This is a genomic window from Myroides sp. (genome assembly GCF_032073645.1).
GTDB lineage: Bacteria > Bacteroidota > Bacteroidia > Flavobacteriales > Flavobacteriaceae > Flavobacterium > Flavobacterium odoratimimum.
The window spans coordinates 103,668-119,431 of sequence record NZ_DAMANB010000001.1 but is presented as its reverse complement, the minus strand read 5'-3'; the positions used below and the strand labels follow the sequence as shown (position 1 = coordinate 119,431).

Below are 15,764 nucleotides of genomic sequence, written 5' to 3'. Positions count from 1 at the left end.
ATTGTTTTACTTATCAGCCTCTTTCATCACTTGCACTATTTTCATTACAGCTTGTTGTGCATTGGCAGTGCCGCTGTTTGCCATAATGATATAGGCAGTATTAGTATTGCCATCTATCTGTGTATAGGTAAAGAAAGTACCGTCAGAACCAGCGTGGTCATATAGCTTAGTAGTCTCATTGATAAGATTCCCCCAGCCTATGGCATATTTGCTTTGACTATTAAATAAGAAGTCATAAGTACTTGCTTTAAGGGCGTTGTTTTGACCTGCAAGACCTTGTAGATTGAGTTGGATGTATTTGATATAGTTCTCTATATTCATACTTAAGTCACCTGCAGGTTCTATAAGGGTTAATGCATAGTTATAAGTAGGAGGTACAGATTCTAGTACATCATACTGTAAGGCATGTCCCCAAGGTTGGTTTTCTAGATTGCGATTTGGCCAGCCGATGACGAAGTTTATACCTAGTTCATTGGTTAGAATATCTTTTGCTAGTTCTTCCCAAGATTTGTTAGCTGCTTTTTCTAACATAGAAGCTGCTATACTATACCCTGCATTAGAATAAGTATATCCATCTGGAGTTTCTAGTGGAGCCATCGTTAATACATGTTGAGCGAAAGCTTGTCTCTGTTGTTGTTTTGTCCCTTCGAGCTTTGGAAGACCAATGCGTTCCGTACCACTAGTGAAGGCATGTACTTTAGCTCTGTGAGAGAAGAAGTCCTTCAGTGTAGCAGTGTAGTATGCAGGATTAGCAGATTCTTTTGCTTCAGGGAATAGATCAAAATAGGTAGTACTCCATTTGATTTTGCCTTGTTCTACTAGTTTGGCAGCTATAAACCCTGTAATGGCTTTAGAGTTGGAACCTAAGTGGAAGTAGTCTTTTAGATCGGCATTAGAGGGCGTGTTCTTTTCGCCGAATTTGTGATGTCCTGAGATTCCTTTTTGAACAGTCTGGTCTTTTGTTACAATGGCAAAGGCCACTTCAGGAACGTTGTATAGGTTGCGTATACTATCTATTTTAGTGTGTAAGTCTTGACTGTATATTGTTTGACTACATGATAATATGAAGGCTGAGGTTAGTATAAGTAGTTTTTTCATGTTTTGGATTTATTATAAAAACTAAGGTAATGATATTCGGTTTATAAATAAGTTTTTCTCCTTTGAAAAGGTTCGGTAGAGGGAAGGTAATTGGTGATAAATAACCGAAATAACAAATAATTTTTAAAAAAGTATGTTTTGTTGCTTTTGCTTTTTGTGACTTAACGAGTTAAATAGTATCTTTGGCGACTCAAAGTATTAAAATAATACCGATATGTTTGATAATTTAAGTGATAAATTAGATAAAGCCTTTCATATCCTTAAGGGACACGGCAAGATTACAGAAGTCAATGTAGCAGACACTCTAAAAGAGGTTCGTAGAGCTCTATTAGATGCCGACGTTAACTTTAAGATTGCTAAAGATTTTACTAATATAGTAAAAGAAAAAGCCTTAGGACAAGAGGTACTTACAACTTTACAACCAGGACAATTGATGATCAAAATCGTTAAGGACGAGTTGACTCAATTAATGGGAGGTGAGGCTGCAGGTATTAACTTATCTGGTAATCCTTCAGTTATTTTAATGTCAGGTTTGCAAGGGTCAGGGAAAACAACATTCTCTGGTAAACTAGCAAACTTCTTAAAGACAAAGAAAAATAAGAAACCTTTATTGGTAGCGTGTGACGTATATCGTCCTGCAGCTATTAATCAGTTACATGTAGTAGGTGATCAATTAGGTATAGAAGTATATTCAGAAGAAGGAAATAACAATCCTGTACTAATTGCAGAGAATGCTATTAAGCATGCAAAGGCAAATGGATTCAATGTAGTGATTGTCGATACAGCTGGTCGTCTAGCAGTAGACGAGGAGATGATGACGGAGATCGCTAATATTCACAAAGCAATTACACCACATGAGACGCTATTCGTAGTGGACTCTATGACAGGACAAGATGCCGTAAATACAGCGAAAGCTTTTAACGATAGATTAAACTTCGATGGGGTAATCCTTACTAAGTTAGATGGGGATACACGTGGAGGGGCTGCAATCTCAATTAAATCAGTAGTAAATAAACCGATTAAGTTTATCGGTACTGGTGAGAAGATGGAAGCGATAGATGTGTTCTATCCAGATCGTATGGCAGACCGTATCTTAGGGATGGGAGACGTTATCTCGTTAGTAGAGCGTGCACAGGCTCAATACGACGAAGAAGAGGCTCGTAAAATCCAGAAGAAAATCGCGAAGAATGAGTTTGGTTTTGATGATTTCTTAAATCAGATTCAGCAAGTGAAGAAGATGGGGAATATGAAAGACTTGATGGGAATGATACCTGGAGTTGGAAAAGCAATGAAAGATGTAGAGATAGAAGATGATGCGTTTAAACATATCGAGGCTATTATCTACTCGATGACACCTGCAGAACGTTCTAAACCATCTATTATAGATGTAAAACGTAAGAACCGTATCGCTAAAGGATCAGGTACAGATATACAACAAGTGAATCAATTGCTTAAGCAGTTCGATCAAATGAGTAAAATGATGAAGATGATGCAAGGAGCAAAAGGAAAGAATTTGATGAGAATGATGGGGCAAATGAAAGGCATGCAAAGATAATTAAAGAAGAAGGTTTAAGGTTCATTATGAGGTTTAAACCTTCTTTATTTACATACACACAACACACATTTTATTTTAATGCAACTACTAGACGGAAAAAAGGTATCGGAAGATATCAAGAATGAGATCGCTGTTGAGGTTCAACAGATGAAAGCTCGTGGAGAAAAAGTACCTCACTTAGCAGCAGTTATTGTTGGTACTAATGGAGCAAGTTTAACTTACGTAGGAAGTAAGGTTAAGTCTTGTGAGAAAGTAGGTTTTGAATCTACACTAGTTTCTTTGCCAGAAGAAACTACAGAAGAAGAGCTTTTAGCTAAAGTAAAAGAATTGAATGCTGATCCTGCTATAGATGGATATATCGTTCAATTACCTCTTCCAAAACACATTGATGAGCAAAAGATCTTATTAGCTATCGATGCGGATAAAGACGTAGATGGGTTCCACCCAACGAACTTCGGTCGTATGGCTTTAGAGATGGAGACATTCTTACCAGCTACTCCTTATGGAATCATGGAATTATTAGAGCGTTATAAAGTAGAGACAGCAGGTAAAAACGTAGTAGTTATCGGTCGTTCTCACATTGTAGGTCGTCCTATGAGTATTTTGTTAAGCCGTAAAGGTTATCCTGGGGATGCTACTGTGACACTTACACATAGTCGTACTAAGAATATTGCTGAGATTACTAGAGAAGCAGACATTATCATTTCAGCATTAGGAGTACCTTACTTCTTAAAAGGAGATATGGTGAAGGATGGAGTAACTGTAGTAGATGTAGGTATCACTCGTGTACCAGACGAGACTAATCCTAGAGGATACGTTATCGCAGGAGATGTAGACTTCGATGAGGTTAGTAAGAAAGCTGCTTTTATCACTCCTGTACCTGGTGGTGTAGGACCAATGACAATAGCGATGTTATTAAAGAATACTTTATTAGCTAGATCAAGAAGAGCTAAAAAAGGGGAATAAGAATTAGACTATTCTATTTATATATGAAGAGAGATGAGAGATCATCTCTCTTTTTTTGTTTCATAGTAATCGTCTTTACAGATGTGTTATATTGGATATGTATTGTGTGATACGTAATGTAATGTGTTTCTATTAATAAATTATAAACAGTATTGTAACATTTGTTACAACACATACGGTAGATGGTTAATATTTTAGTATATTAACTGAAACAATATTGTAAAAAATGAAAACTCACTATCAAATCCTTATTATAGGAGCAGGAACTGCTGGTATAATGACAGCAGCTCAATTAAAGAAACGTAATCTCAATATAGATATTGGGATTATAGATGCATCAGAATTACATTACTATCAACCTGCATTTACACTAGTAGGGGCGGGAGCTTATGATAAGAAGAAAACTATAAAACCTACAAAGGATCTTATACCTAGTGGTGTAGATTGGATTCAAGATATGGTTATTTCTATGGATGTTGATAATAATCGCCTAAGTACTAAAGAAGGAATAACCTATACGTATGATTATCTAGTAGTCTGTCCTGGATTAGTGAATGACTTATCCTTGATAGAAGGACTAGCTGATGCTGTAGAGAAAGGTGTGGTGTGTAGTAATTATATAGACCCAGAATATACTTGGAAGCTATTACAAGAATTTAAAGGAGGAACTGCTATTTTTACTCAACCGAATACACCTATTAAATGTGGTGGAGCCCCTCAGAAGATCATGTATTTGGCATGTGATTATTTTCGCAAGAAAGGAATAGATAAGAATACTAAAATTCATTTCCCGATGCCTGGGAGTGTTATTTTTGGAGTTAAACCTATTGCAGAAACTTTAATGAAAGTAGTTGATAGATATGGTATTGACTTTAGACCTTTCCACAATCCGATTAAAATAGATGCTGATCATAAAAAGGCTTATTTTAAACGCACGAATATGCCAGATAATAAATGTGTGGTAATCTCTGACGGCAGTACTACTGTAGCTGATGACAGTGTAGTAGAGATGTCTTTTGACTTCTTACATTTAGCACCGCCTCAAGTGGCACCACAGTTTGTAAGAGAATCTAATTTAGTAAATACTGCTGGTTGGCTAGATGTTGATTTAAACAGCTTACAACACAATAAGTATACTAATATATTCGGGCTTGGAGATGTGGCAGGTTTACCTACAGCTAAGACAGGTGCTGCAATACGTAAACAAGTTCCTGTAGTGGTAGATAATTTATGTAAGCTATTAGATACTAAAGAAGCATCTAATAAAGGATACGAAGGTTATTCTTCTTGTCCATTAGTGACAGGTTATGGTAAGATGGTGTTGGCTGAGTTTAATTATAAGAATGAGTTTACGCCTGATCCTAAGTTAAAGCAAATATTTATTTCGAATAGTGATCAAGAGCATTGGCGCTTATGGATGTTGAAGAAATATATGTTGCCCTATTTATATTGGAATAAAATGATGAAGGGGAAGCAAGTGTAGAATGTTTTATCTTTATCCTCTTAAAAAGAAGAATATGAAATTTCCAAAAGAAATAACAGATTTTATAGCAAAAGAGATAGAATGCACTCATTATTTTATGCCTCAGTTTTATCCTCAACACGGCGATATTGAAGGTTTTCAAGATGGGTATAAGTATAATAGCGTTGAAGGAAAGGATATCACAGGAACTAAGGAAGGTGATTTTCATCCTAATTGGTATGTAATATGTGGAGGTTATGCACAAGATCCATATTGGATAGATATCACAGAAGAAGAAAAAGGCTTTCCTGTTTATTTTGCAGAGCATGGAGTAGGTAAGTGGGAACCATTATTAGTTGCAGATTCTTTAGGTGAGTTTGAAGAGTGTGTGAAGTATATGATTTATTTGACAGAATCTGAATTGTCTAAAGAAGAAATAGAGAGATTGTATAATGAGCGTTTTGATTTAGATAGCCCTTTTTGGGAATTGGTGTGGAGTGAGTTTTCTTTTGACGAAGAATAGTGAAGTTGGTTAACTATGATGTAATGAGTTATTGCCTTTTAAGTGTATTATTTTAGTATTGTTAAAAAGGTGTTTGATATGTTTAATTTTATGTTCTTAAATCATTTTATCTTTAATATATAATAATGGTTGTTTCTTTATTAGGAAACATTTAATTTTGTAATCTATTGATAATGAAAGATGGTTTAAAGTTTAATGTCATTTTTTTAGAAGAAGCTAAAGAGTTTTTAGACCATTTAGATTCTAAAGCTAGAGCAAAGATTATTTATAATATAAATAAAGCAAGCATCACTTCAGATATTGAATTATTTAAGAAGTTACAAGGTGATATATTTGGGAGTTTAGAACAATGTATAGCTCTTTTTATTATAGGCTATTTGCCTTTTGGGATAAGTCAGATAATAAAAATACAATGGTGATTTCAACACATGGTATTATAAAAAAAGAGGATAAAATTTCTAAAAAAGAAATAGAAAGAGCTGAACGATTGAGAGATGTCTATTTTAATAGTAAAGAGAAGTAAAATGAAAACATATAGCTTAGAAGAAATTACTGATTTATATATTGGTGAGAGAGGAACAGAGAGTAGAGAAGAGTTTGATAATGAATTAAGGCTTGACTTGTTAGGACAACAAATAAAACAAGCAAGACAAAAGCGTAATTTAACACAAGAGGAATTAGGTCTCTTAGTAGGAGTAAAAAAAGCTCAGATCTCAAAGATAGAGAATAGCACTACAGATGCTCGTCTGACTACTTTATTAAAAGTATTTAAGGCGTTGGGATTAAAGGTGAGTTTTAATGTTGAGTTAGATAGTCAAGCAACTATTTAAGAATTGGATAAGGTATATCGTAGGCTATCTTTTAGATAGCCTTTTTTGTATCTAATAAATAGTATTTTTACTTAAAAGAACATCATGAGAAGTGATAATATAAAGTGGGCAGCTTTAGTACCAGAGTTTGTAGTATCTGATTTAGCTAGTAGTTTACAGTTTTGGTGTGATTATATAGGGTTTGAAGTAATGTATGATCGCAAAGAAGAGTACTTTGCTTATTTAGGTATGGGAGATGCACAAGTAATGCTAGAACAATATAATCCTGCTGATAGAGAATGGGAGACAGGGATATTAGAAAAGCCGTATGGTAGAGGAATAAACTTTCAGATAGAAGTAAATGCCATAATACCTATTCTAAAACGACTTCAGGAAGCTAATTATACTTTATTTATTGATGCAGAAGAGCGTTGGTATAGAGCAGACGATGTAGAGTTCGGTCAGAAACAGTTCTTAGTACAAGATCCTGATGGGTATTTATTGAGATTAATAGAGAACTTAGGAGAGCGAAAATTAGCTGAATAAAGTGATTGCATTAGAAGACATAAGTCAATACTTTAGTGCTGTGATAAAACATAGAAGAGATGAAAACAAGAGAAGAGCTACAGGGTAAGTGGTATAAGAAAGGCGAGAAGTATGCTAAGGAGATTAATGAGATGGTCGCTTTCGGTACAGAACACGGCTGGGATAAATGGGATGGTGAAGAAGCAGAGGACACAAGAGGTAAACTTGCAGAAGCAGTTATTGAGTTATTAAGAGAAGCTAATGTTAATGGTACAGTAGATACTTTTAGACAAGAGTTTCCTCCTGCACATGCTCCTATTATACCCATGTTAGATGACAAAGGGAGTTATATAGGAGATATTTGTTATATAGCAGAAGATAGTGTTGCTTTTATGCAAGGGACTTCTTATGAAGAGCGACAAGCATATATAGTGAAAGGAACAGAAGTAGTTGCATTAGACAAAGAGATTAAAAGTATCGGACAGTCTATGCGCAACCTTGTTTATGCGATAGCGTATGCAGATAAGATAGTGACTCGTCAAGGATGGGAAGGAGAAATTATAGCAGAGTTTACATTAGATACTTTAGCGAATATAGGAATTACAAGACTTATTCCTTTTAATGATGGACAGAAAGTCTTGTTCATCTCTTCAGAGGGAATTTATTTATTAAATACTAAAGAAGAGAAACTGTTGTTTCCAATACTAGAAGAAGGGGAAGAAAACAATGGATTATCTATGGATCATGCTACTTTATCTCACGACAATAAGTATATTGTAGTAGGAGAGCAGTGTAGTGATCACATCGTTTTGGACAGTGAAGGGAATAAAGTAAGATCAGTAGGACCACAATCTGAGTATCCTCATTATTGTTTGTTTACTAAAGATGATAAACAACTTTTGACTAACTCTTGCCATTTTTACAATGGGATATCGATAGGGGTAGATGGAGATAAGTTAGATGGAATGGATATACCAGGATGGGATGATCATGAGGATATTACGATATTAGATGAAGGAATGCGTGTGTATGTTGGTGTAGCTTTTAATGACTACTATATCTTAGGAGATGCTTATGGATATATCAGAGCAATACATAAAGACGGAAGAGAGCTGTGGCAACATTTCTTAGGTTCTACCATAAGTGGAATGGTATTATCAGAAGATGAGAAGACATTATATGTAGGTACATATGCAGGTATATTACACAAGCTGACTTTGAATAAGCCTGTAAGAGATACACATACTATTGGTACTGCTGATATTTATGAAGACTTCCGTTTGTTACTTTGGAAGAATGAGAATAACGTATTGGTTTGGTAATCAATTGATATAAGAATGAATAAAGCTACTTTACGATATGTTAAAGTAGCTTTTTTTTATACTAAAGGTTTTAGTTAAGTAGTTATCTATAGAACACTTAACTAAAACTTATAATTATGAAACGCTTAATTTTATACAGTATTCTACTGATTACTTCGATGTGTTTAGGACAGAATGCTAAGACTGACTTAGAAACCTATGTCCCTAAAAAAGACAATTACTCTTTTACTACGATTAAATTTAATGTACCTGCCTTTCATTGGAAAGAAAAGATAGATAGTGTTTCTTTTGAAGGTAGTTTAATCATACCTAAGACAGGCTTCGATAAAGTAGTGATTATTAAACCAGGTACAGGATATAATACACGTAATACACATAGCTATTTAGCAGAAGCCTTATTAGATCACAATATAGCTGTATTTAGATATGATGAAAGAGAGAAGGGAAATTCAGGAGGAACAGGAGGTGGAGATATGTCATATACATCTACCATGATGGGAGCGGAATTAGCTTCTGCCTTTCAGATGTTAAAGAAGAGAGAAGAGTTAAAGGATAAAAAGATTGGATTGATAGGACATAGCATGGGAGGGATTGCTATTATGGATGCTTATGCTCATTCTTTTGATCCTGATTTTTTAGTGATGTTATCATCACCTGTTGTTTCTGGTAAAGAGATGTTTTTATACCAACTAAGACAAGAGAAGAATGGTTTTCAAGATTATTTTGCCTATGATACTCAAGAAGAAAAAGAAAAGGTGTATAATGAATTAGTTGATTTTTATATTGCCAATAAGGATGAGAAGAACTATTGGAGGTTGTATAAGAAAAAAACGAAAGAAATAGGATATACCAATAAGAGATATAACACAAGATTTGGATTCCTAATAGGACGTGCAGCAAAAGATTTAGTGGCAAAGGATAATAAGGATAAGTATAGAGAGATCGCTATACCGATGTTTTATATGATAGGGGATCAAGATGTATTAGTAGATCCTATCGAGAATGTTGAATTGCTTAAGAGTTTTCACAATAAGAATATAACAGTAGAAGTATTAGAAGGAGAGAATCATTTCTTTGCAGATGGAGAAAGCTATGAAATCCATCAAGAACCTAAACAAAAAATAGTGGACTGGGTGTTAAAGCAATAGTTGATTTAATTAGCATTTCAATACCTTATCTTTACCATTATATTAAGAATTGATAGAGTAAATTAGAGCTTTATAATTTCACTCTATACCTCATGCGACATTTAAGATATATAGTAGTGGCACTATGTGTTACTACATTCTGTATTGGACAAAATCCACAAGACAAAAACACAAGTATAAATGACAGTTTAGCTTCTTTATATCAATCTAAAGAAGAAGTAAACCCAGGTAATAAACTTACTCTACAGCAGTATGTAGAAGATCTTTATATTAATACCTGTAAGTTGTATCACAAGGGAGCTATTCCTACTATAGAACCTGGGAACTTTAGTGTGATGGTAATAGATAAAAAAGGAGATGGAAATACGATGATGAAGTCAAAAGACTTAGCCTTGTTAAAAGTAGAAGATGTAAAAGAAATACGCTTCGAAAAGTCAAAACAGACAGATGTCATGTATGGCTATAAAAAAGGTGATTTTGGGATGATTGTCATTACGAAATAGATATAAAAAGAGGCTGTAATCCCATTACAGCCTCTTTTTGATTAACTTAATTATGGTTTATACTGAGGGTTTTCTTTGTAGAAGTTGTTCCAAAAGCCATCATTGTAAGATACCCTATCTAGTAAAGTTTTGCTTTTGTTTTTAAATTCATACTCTATGAATTCGACGTCATTTGTTTTTAAATCAAATAAATGTGAGTCAGTAGAGTTGGTGAAATTATGTTTTTCTCCATTATGATAAGTTTCATCACTAAAGGATCTATAGAAGAAGTTAGTAGCATAGTATTTACCATTATTGAGGAGATCTTTGAATACGCTGATATTTTCTTCCTTAGCAGTCCTTAATGCAATACGCTCTATATTAAAATTGTGTTTATACTTACTTTTTAAATAGTCAGCATCTAATGATGATTCCCATGTTTCAACCACTTTTACTATGGCATAGTTATCTTGATTAATATAAATTCTACCTGAGTATTTAGAGGGATCAGCTTTATTAGTGTAATTCCAACCCTCTCTCTCTGTTTCGAATGCGATAACATATAAGTTACTATCATTAGGATCTTTTGATTCTATAAACGAGAGTTTAAACTTCTTGTATTTTCTTTTGTGTAATATATTAGAGTATTGAATTGGATTCTCTCTGCCTCTAAAAATATGGTCTGTATTTTTTATGTTCTTAATACCTCTATTGTTCCATTTTACTTGTTGTACCTCAAAAGTTGTTCTGTTCAAGCCTAAATAGGTTTCCTGGTAATCTTTAGTTATTATTTCAAGGTCAAATATTTTAGTATCGTTCTTATAGATTAATTCATGACTAAATCTAGTGAAGTTAAATGGTTCAGTAGGGTGGTTCTCAGCTTTCTTTTTGATAGCAAGGCGGAGTACTTCTTTTGGAGTAAGTTGTTTGGTGATAACTAATTCATCTAGTAAGTCAAAGTTGGCTTCTAATGAGATAACAGAAGCTAATTCATTTAAGGATACAGTATAGTTATCATATCCTAGAGCTTGTATCTCTAGTGTAGAGTTACCTTTTGTCTTAGGGTCAAAAGGAAGTTCATAATACCCATTGTCATCCGTTACTCTATAGATATCTTGTTCTACTAAGATAATAGTTGCAAAGGCGATAGGCTGTTGAGTATCTTTATCTAATAGTTGCCCTTTAAAAGAACCTTGTTCTTGTTTGATTTCTTTAGAAGGTACAGTTACCTTGTTTTGGGTATCTTGTTTCTTTATCTTTTTTCGTTCTGCTTGTGAAGCAGTATTTAGAAATATATAACCATCGTGAAATAAGTCTAATCTCTCCTTAGTATACTCTACGAAGTGAAGTAGCCTTGTATCCATAGGTAGATGCATTGCTTCCTGATTAGAAGAAATATACAGATAAGGAGTGTTTAACTTTTGTAACTGATCTTCAAAAGAACCTTCTTGAATAGGAGTAGCATGTAAGGTACGTGTCCCTGTATCGAACAGGGAATCATTGGCATGTAATGTACCTAGACTAAATACTTTCTCTTTATAATAATCTTTTATTTGTCGTCCCATAGAGATGAAGGCTCTTGCCTGTACATTTCCACTATTCGGGTTGCTGTACATAACATGGATATTATCAGCCCATACCATGATTTTTTCTTGAGGATGCCTTTTAATATACTGTATTAAGTTATCCGCCATCTGTTTATCGCGATAGTTGTCATCTTTAGAGGCAAGGTCACTTGTCATAATTGGTTCTTTCGTATCATTGACTGATTGTGCAGTGCTTAGAAGACCTTTAGTGATTTGTACCCAAGTAAGATTAGTGTCTGTTTGAGGTAACTTCTCTATAGCAGTAATTATTCTTTTAAGCTCTTTTTCAAAAGCAGTAAACTTGATATCTTGATTATCGTATTTATAAGTAACTAGCAATGCCTCTAATGCGATACCGAAGTCATCCGAGTCAAGCTTTAAACTTATTTTTTGTTGCTCTAGGTAAGTAAAGAAGTCTTCTATGAAGATATCCTCATTTAGGATTTGCGAGTCATATCCTATCACTTTAAGGTTGTTATCTTCTATATACTTAACTAATCTTTGAAACTCTTGACTATTACTCCATGTACTAAAAATAGCTTGATTAAACGCATCAGGATTAAACCCCTGTTGATTCATCTTCCATATATCATATACAGGAGACTCCATAGCGAAAGTAGTAAAGCCCATTTCTTGGTGTAGGTATTCAACTACTCTTGCCTTCATCTCAAAGATATTATCATACATATGTGTTTGTTCTCCTAACATGACGATTTGCTTGTCTTTGAGCTCTTCTTTAAGGAAAGACAGGTCTGTTAGTTCCTTAGTGTCTGGTGGAAGTAGTGGCTGTATTATTAACTCTTGTGCTTTAGTCATGGTGATTACTAAAGCCATTAGTAAGGTGAATAAAAATCTCATATTATAGTGATTATTTCTAGTTGGTTATAGATATAACCTTAAATATAAGGTTCATATTGTTTAATCAGAAGGTGTTATTTGATTGTTTAACATATTTGTCATAAGGTGTCATGTATTTTGAAATTAAAATAACTACAGTTAGTATATCTAAATAAAACTTTATTTTATCACCAATAAGTCTACCTATTACTTATATAATCAGAGTAATTTTTTTACTAGTTTTTGTTTAAATTTGACGCTTCAAGATAAATTGAATAATTGTGATAAAAGAGGCATTTTCTTATAAAGGGACTATCAACAGAAAGGCATATATCGTAAGTCTAGTAACTTACTTTGTGTTGTTGTTTTTAAGCTTCTCAGTATTTGCGAGATTAAGTGGCGCTTTTTTCGGAATACTATTTCTAATAGTCTTTATAGGGTTACATATCTATCTTTTTGGTAAAGGGACTAGACGCTGTCACGATTTAGGTAAGAAAGGGTGGGAACAGTTTAGTTTCAGAACTTGGTTAGGTATGTTATCTAGAGAGATAAAAGTGAGTAAACCTGTATCAGAGTCAATAGAAGGTTAAAAAGGATGTAGTGGGTATTATACCATTACATCCTTTTTAGTTCCTTCGTATAAAGGGTATACTCTTAGAACACACTGTTGTTTAGAAGAGCTAACTCTTCTTCTGTAGGTTGATTTTTAGGATCTATAAATGCATTAAAAGCAGGTGTGTCATCACAGTAGATAATGTCAAAAGAGAATCTCTCATCACCATACAGCCCTCTGTGTATACTATTCGCAGAGAAGATAAATAGATCACCTCTATTTAGATTAAACACTTGCCCTCGTTCCAGAGCATCACTTGGATGACGACCATGCTGAGATAGTCGAGTGTCTTCTTCTATAGGCATATCCCATAACCGATGAGTAGCAGGGATGATTTCTATTCCATTTTCTTTCTTCAGTGGGATTCTAAAGTGAACTACATTTTCTGTCTTAATCTTTTCTTGTTGTTCTTCTATCGAAAGCCCTGTATACTGAATATCCCTATGCCAATAGTTCTTTTGTTCCTTGTGATAAGGATCAAAGAATAATTGAGTATTTAAGAATTTAGCTTTATCAGGAAAGATAGATTCGACAATATCTATAAGTTTAGCCTGAGCAATGAATTGGAATAATGTTGGCCTTTCTTGTTTAGTAATAAAAGGACTACTCGTAAGGCTATGACTGTTGATTAAGCCGTTCTTATACTCTTGTTCATTTTCTATTAACCATTGCTTGTGAAAGTTGTTAAGTATCAATTCTATAGATGTTAATTCTTCTTCCATAAAGAAACTAGGTAGGTATAGATAACTATTTTGTTCAAAGTCTAGAGGCATAACACAGCTATTAGAGATTTTATAATACGAAGATAAACTACTGAAGTGAAATAGTGTAATGCTAATTTAAATTGTCCTATTTATTCCCCTATTTTCACAATAGATTCTCAATATTATAACTAGAATTAATGAACAAGATATTTTTATTGGTGTATATTTGTTGATGTCTCATTAGAGGCGGTATGGCAAAAAAAATAAATTATCAATGGAAATTTATAACAAAAGACAGTTATTATTTAATACTAAATACAATGCTATAAGAAGTAAATATAAAATAGTAGGAGCAATACGCTTGATCGTATTCTTCGCTATTATTTATTTCTTCTATCTAGCTTTGGCTAACGCGGATACCTTTTACTTATATTTTACAGGAGGGCTTATTGTTGCTTTCTTAGTATTACTACGTGTACATGTAGAGTACTCTTGGAAAATGCGCTATGTACAGGCTCTTAAAGAGATTAATACAGATGAGCTTGCCTTCTTAGAAGAGGATAAAAGACCTTTTGATGCAGGGGAAGAGTTTAAGACTACAGAACATCCTTATGCTTTTGACTTAGATATTTTTGGACATAAATCTTTGTATCAATACCTAAATAGAACAGCAACATTTATAGGAAAACAAAAGCTTGCAGATTTATTAAAAGGCAAATTGACTTCAGAAGCTATTTTAGATAATCAAGAAGCGATTAAAGAACTTTCTCAGAAGGTAGAATGGAGACATGAGATTAATGCTTATAGTAAATTGTCTAATCTAGATGAGAAAGCGTATACAAGATTAAAGAAATGGAGTGACACAGCCGTAGTGCCTATTAGTAAACTTGGCCGTGCATTAAGCTATGTGTTACCTGTGCTATTAGGGATTTCGATTGTTTTATACTTTTTGTTAGACCTTGACTTTATGGGATATGTGATCTCTACCTTATTCTCTTTTAACTTAATACTGACTTTATCACAGATAAAGAATATTCAGGCAGAGCTAGGAGGAGCAGATAAGGTACATGAGACTATAGAGAGCTGTAGTTCTATCATTAAGCGTATAGAAAGAGAGACTTTCGCTACGGATAAAATGAAATCCTATATCAGTGAATTAAATAAAGATTCTTTTCAAGCGAGTAAAGAGTTAAAAGAACTATCAAAATTATTCGAACAGTTAGAGACTGTGGCTAATATCTTTGTGATGGTTGTCTTTAACGGTTTTGTGCAGTATCATGTGCACGTATTACACCGATTTTTAGAATGGAAAAAGAGCAAAGGACATCTTGTACCTAAAGCAATAGAGATCATAGGAGAGGTAGAAGCGCTTAATTCGCTAGCGAACTTCTCTTATAACAACAGACATTATACCTTCCCTACTATCAGTGAAGAGGGAGAGATGAAGTTTAAAGATCTAGGACATCCACTGCTAAATGAGAAGAAGAGAGTCTGTAATGATATCAACTTTAGCAACCAACGCTTTGTGATTCTGACAGGATCTAATATGTCTGGTAAGAGTACTTTCTTGCGTACCATAGGGGTTAACCTTGTACTAGCTAGTATAGGAGCGCCTATCTGTGCTACGAAAGCTACTTTCTTCCCACTGCCGTTATTTGTATCGATGAGACTGACAGATTCATTAGAAGATAGTGAGTCTTACTTCTATGCAGAGGTGAAAAGGCTAAAGATGATTATCGAACAGGTGAGAGAAGAACCATGCTTCGTTCTACTAGATGAGATACTTAGAGGGACGAACTCTGATGATAAGCAGAGCGGAACGATAGGAGTGATCCATAAGTTGATTAGGGAGAAGACCTATGGTGTGATCGCTACTCATGATTTAGAGGTATGTGAGACAACGAATAAATTCCCTGATATTCTTATCAATAAATGTTTTGAGGTGGAGATTAAAGAAGATGATTTACACTTTGACTACAAGATAAGAGATGGTGTATGTCAGAATAAGAATGCCACATTCATTATGAAAAAAATGGAAATTATAGATTAATTTATAGCAATAGAGAATTCAAAAAAGTCACTTCGGTGGCTTTTTTTTGTGCCATTTATTGGAGTGGTCGCATAGTTATCGCAT

General features: G+C 34.1%; 14 protein-coding genes and 1 pseudogene. 12 read left to right on the top strand and 3 right to left on the bottom strand.

What is annotated here, in order from left to right:
• Positions 1-6: 6 nt before the first annotated feature.
• Positions 7-1,098: a serine hydrolase domain-containing protein gene (locus RT228_RS00545; RefSeq protein WP_006266525.1), complete on the bottom strand. Its 1,092-nt coding sequence runs from the start codon at positions 1,096-1,098 to the stop codon at positions 7-9.
• A 214-nt stretch (positions 1,099-1,312) separates the two neighbouring features.
• Here RT228_RS00545 and ffh point away from each other — a divergent pair, with 214 nt between their 5' ends.
• The 10 genes and pseudogenes from ffh to RT228_RS00495 all read left to right on the top strand — a co-directional run bounded on the left by ffh (position 1,313) and on the right by RT228_RS00495 (position 9,911).
• Positions 1,313-2,653, top strand: coding sequence for a signal recognition particle protein (gene ffh, locus RT228_RS00540; protein WP_006256930.1), 1,341 nt, complete (start codon positions 1,313-1,315; stop codon positions 2,651-2,653).
• Between the two features lie 78 nt (positions 2,654-2,731).
• On the top strand, positions 2,732-3,619 hold the full coding sequence (locus tag RT228_RS00535) for a bifunctional 5,10-methylenetetrahydrofolate dehydrogenase/5,10-methenyltetrahydrofolate cyclohydrolase (protein ID WP_006256929.1): 888 nt from the start codon (positions 2,732-2,734) through the stop codon (positions 3,617-3,619).
• Between the two features lie 226 nt (positions 3,620-3,845).
• Positions 3,846-5,102, top strand: a complete 1,257-nt coding sequence (locus tag RT228_RS00530; RefSeq protein WP_006266526.1) for an FAD/NAD(P)-binding oxidoreductase — start codon at positions 3,846-3,848, stop codon at positions 5,100-5,102.
• A gap of 34 nt (positions 5,103-5,136) precedes the next feature.
• Complete coding sequence (locus tag RT228_RS00525) at positions 5,137-5,604, top strand: hypothetical protein (RefSeq protein ID WP_006266527.1); 468 nt, start codon at positions 5,137-5,139, stop codon at positions 5,602-5,604.
• A gap of 173 nt (positions 5,605-5,777) precedes the next feature.
• Positions 5,778-6,127, top strand: a pseudogene (locus RT228_RS00520) (type II toxin-antitoxin system RelE/ParE family toxin).
• Between the two features lies 1 nt (position 6,128).
• Positions 6,129-6,434: a helix-turn-helix domain-containing protein gene (locus RT228_RS00515; RefSeq protein ID WP_006256923.1), complete on the top strand. Its 306-nt coding sequence runs from the start codon at positions 6,129-6,131 to the stop codon at positions 6,432-6,434.
• 84 nt (positions 6,435-6,518) lie between these two features.
• Positions 6,519-6,959 (top strand): bleomycin resistance protein, encoded by a 441-nt coding sequence (locus RT228_RS00510; RefSeq protein WP_006256922.1) that lies wholly within the window; start codon positions 6,519-6,521, stop codon positions 6,957-6,959.
• 59 nt (positions 6,960-7,018) lie between these two features.
• Entirely contained in the window at positions 7,019-8,260 is a 1,242-nt protein-coding gene (locus tag RT228_RS00505; protein ID WP_006256921.1) for a YncE family protein, read from the top strand.
• Between the two features lie 116 nt (positions 8,261-8,376).
• Positions 8,377-9,408 (top strand): S9 family peptidase, encoded by a 1,032-nt coding sequence (locus RT228_RS00500; RefSeq protein ID WP_286401344.1) that lies wholly within the window; start codon positions 8,377-8,379, stop codon positions 9,406-9,408.
• 92 nt (positions 9,409-9,500) lie between these two features.
• Positions 9,501-9,911 (top strand): hypothetical protein, encoded by a 411-nt coding sequence (locus tag RT228_RS00495; RefSeq protein WP_006256919.1) that lies wholly within the window; start codon positions 9,501-9,503, stop codon positions 9,909-9,911.
• Between the two features lie 50 nt (positions 9,912-9,961).
• On the opposite strand, the gene RT228_RS00490 is transcribed toward RT228_RS00495, so the two are convergent.
• Positions 9,962-12,334 (bottom strand): erythromycin esterase family protein, encoded by a 2,373-nt coding sequence (locus tag RT228_RS00490; protein ID WP_006266529.1) that lies wholly within the window; start codon positions 12,332-12,334, stop codon positions 9,962-9,964.
• Positions 12,335-12,594: 260 nt separating this feature from the next.
• Between RT228_RS00490 and RT228_RS00485 the strand changes: the two genes are divergently transcribed.
• Entirely contained in the window at positions 12,595-12,903 is a 309-nt protein-coding gene (locus RT228_RS00485) for a DUF805 domain-containing protein (protein ID WP_006260746.1), read from the top strand.
• 64 nt (positions 12,904-12,967) lie between these two features.
• Here the strand turns inward: RT228_RS00485 and RT228_RS00480 are convergent, their stop codons facing one another.
• Positions 12,968-13,699, bottom strand: coding sequence for a phytanoyl-CoA dioxygenase family protein (locus RT228_RS00480; protein WP_006263092.1), 732 nt, complete (start codon positions 13,697-13,699; stop codon positions 12,968-12,970).
• A 205-nt stretch (positions 13,700-13,904) separates the two neighbouring features.
• Here RT228_RS00480 and RT228_RS00475 point away from each other — a divergent pair, with 205 nt between their 5' ends.
• A complete protein-coding gene (locus tag RT228_RS00475; RefSeq protein WP_006266530.1) occupies positions 13,905-15,680 on the top strand; it encodes a MutS-related protein in 1,776 nt (591 codons plus the stop codon).
• Positions 15,681-15,764: the final 84 nt, after the last annotated feature.

What these genes read in the sequence shown, in the direction of transcription:
- RT228_RS00545 (WP_006266525.1), bottom strand. Translation starts at nt 1,098, where the DNA reads ATGAAAAAACTACTTATACTAACCTCAGCCTTCATATTATCATGTAGT.
- ffh (WP_006256930.1), top strand. Translation starts at nt 1,313, where the DNA reads ATGTTTGATAATTTAAGTGATAAATTAGATAAAGCCTTTCATATCCTT.
- RT228_RS00535 (WP_006256929.1), top strand. Translation starts at nt 2,732, where the DNA reads ATGCAACTACTAGACGGAAAAAAGGTATCGGAAGATATCAAGAATGAG.
- RT228_RS00530 (WP_006266526.1), top strand. Translation starts at nt 3,846, where the DNA reads ATGAAAACTCACTATCAAATCCTTATTATAGGAGCAGGAACTGCTGGT.
- RT228_RS00525 (WP_006266527.1), top strand. Translation starts at nt 5,137, where the DNA reads ATGAAATTTCCAAAAGAAATAACAGATTTTATAGCAAAAGAGATAGAA.
- RT228_RS00515 (WP_006256923.1), top strand. Translation starts at nt 6,129, where the DNA reads ATGAAAACATATAGCTTAGAAGAAATTACTGATTTATATATTGGTGAG.
- RT228_RS00510 (WP_006256922.1), top strand. Translation starts at nt 6,519, where the DNA reads ATGAGAAGTGATAATATAAAGTGGGCAGCTTTAGTACCAGAGTTTGTA.
- RT228_RS00505 (WP_006256921.1), top strand. Translation starts at nt 7,019, where the DNA reads ATGAAAACAAGAGAAGAGCTACAGGGTAAGTGGTATAAGAAAGGCGAG.
- RT228_RS00500 (WP_286401344.1), top strand. Translation starts at nt 8,377, where the DNA reads ATGAAACGCTTAATTTTATACAGTATTCTACTGATTACTTCGATGTGT.
- RT228_RS00495 (WP_006256919.1), top strand. Translation starts at nt 9,501, where the DNA reads ATGCGACATTTAAGATATATAGTAGTGGCACTATGTGTTACTACATTC.
- RT228_RS00490 (WP_006266529.1), bottom strand. Translation starts at nt 12,334, where the DNA reads ATGAGATTTTTATTCACCTTACTAATGGCTTTAGTAATCACCATGACT.
- RT228_RS00480 (WP_006263092.1), bottom strand. Translation starts at nt 13,699, where the DNA reads ATGCCTCTAGACTTTGAACAAAATAGTTATCTATACCTACCTAGTTTC.
- RT228_RS00475 (WP_006266530.1), top strand. Translation starts at nt 13,905, where the DNA reads ATGGAAATTTATAACAAAAGACAGTTATTATTTAATACTAAATACAAT.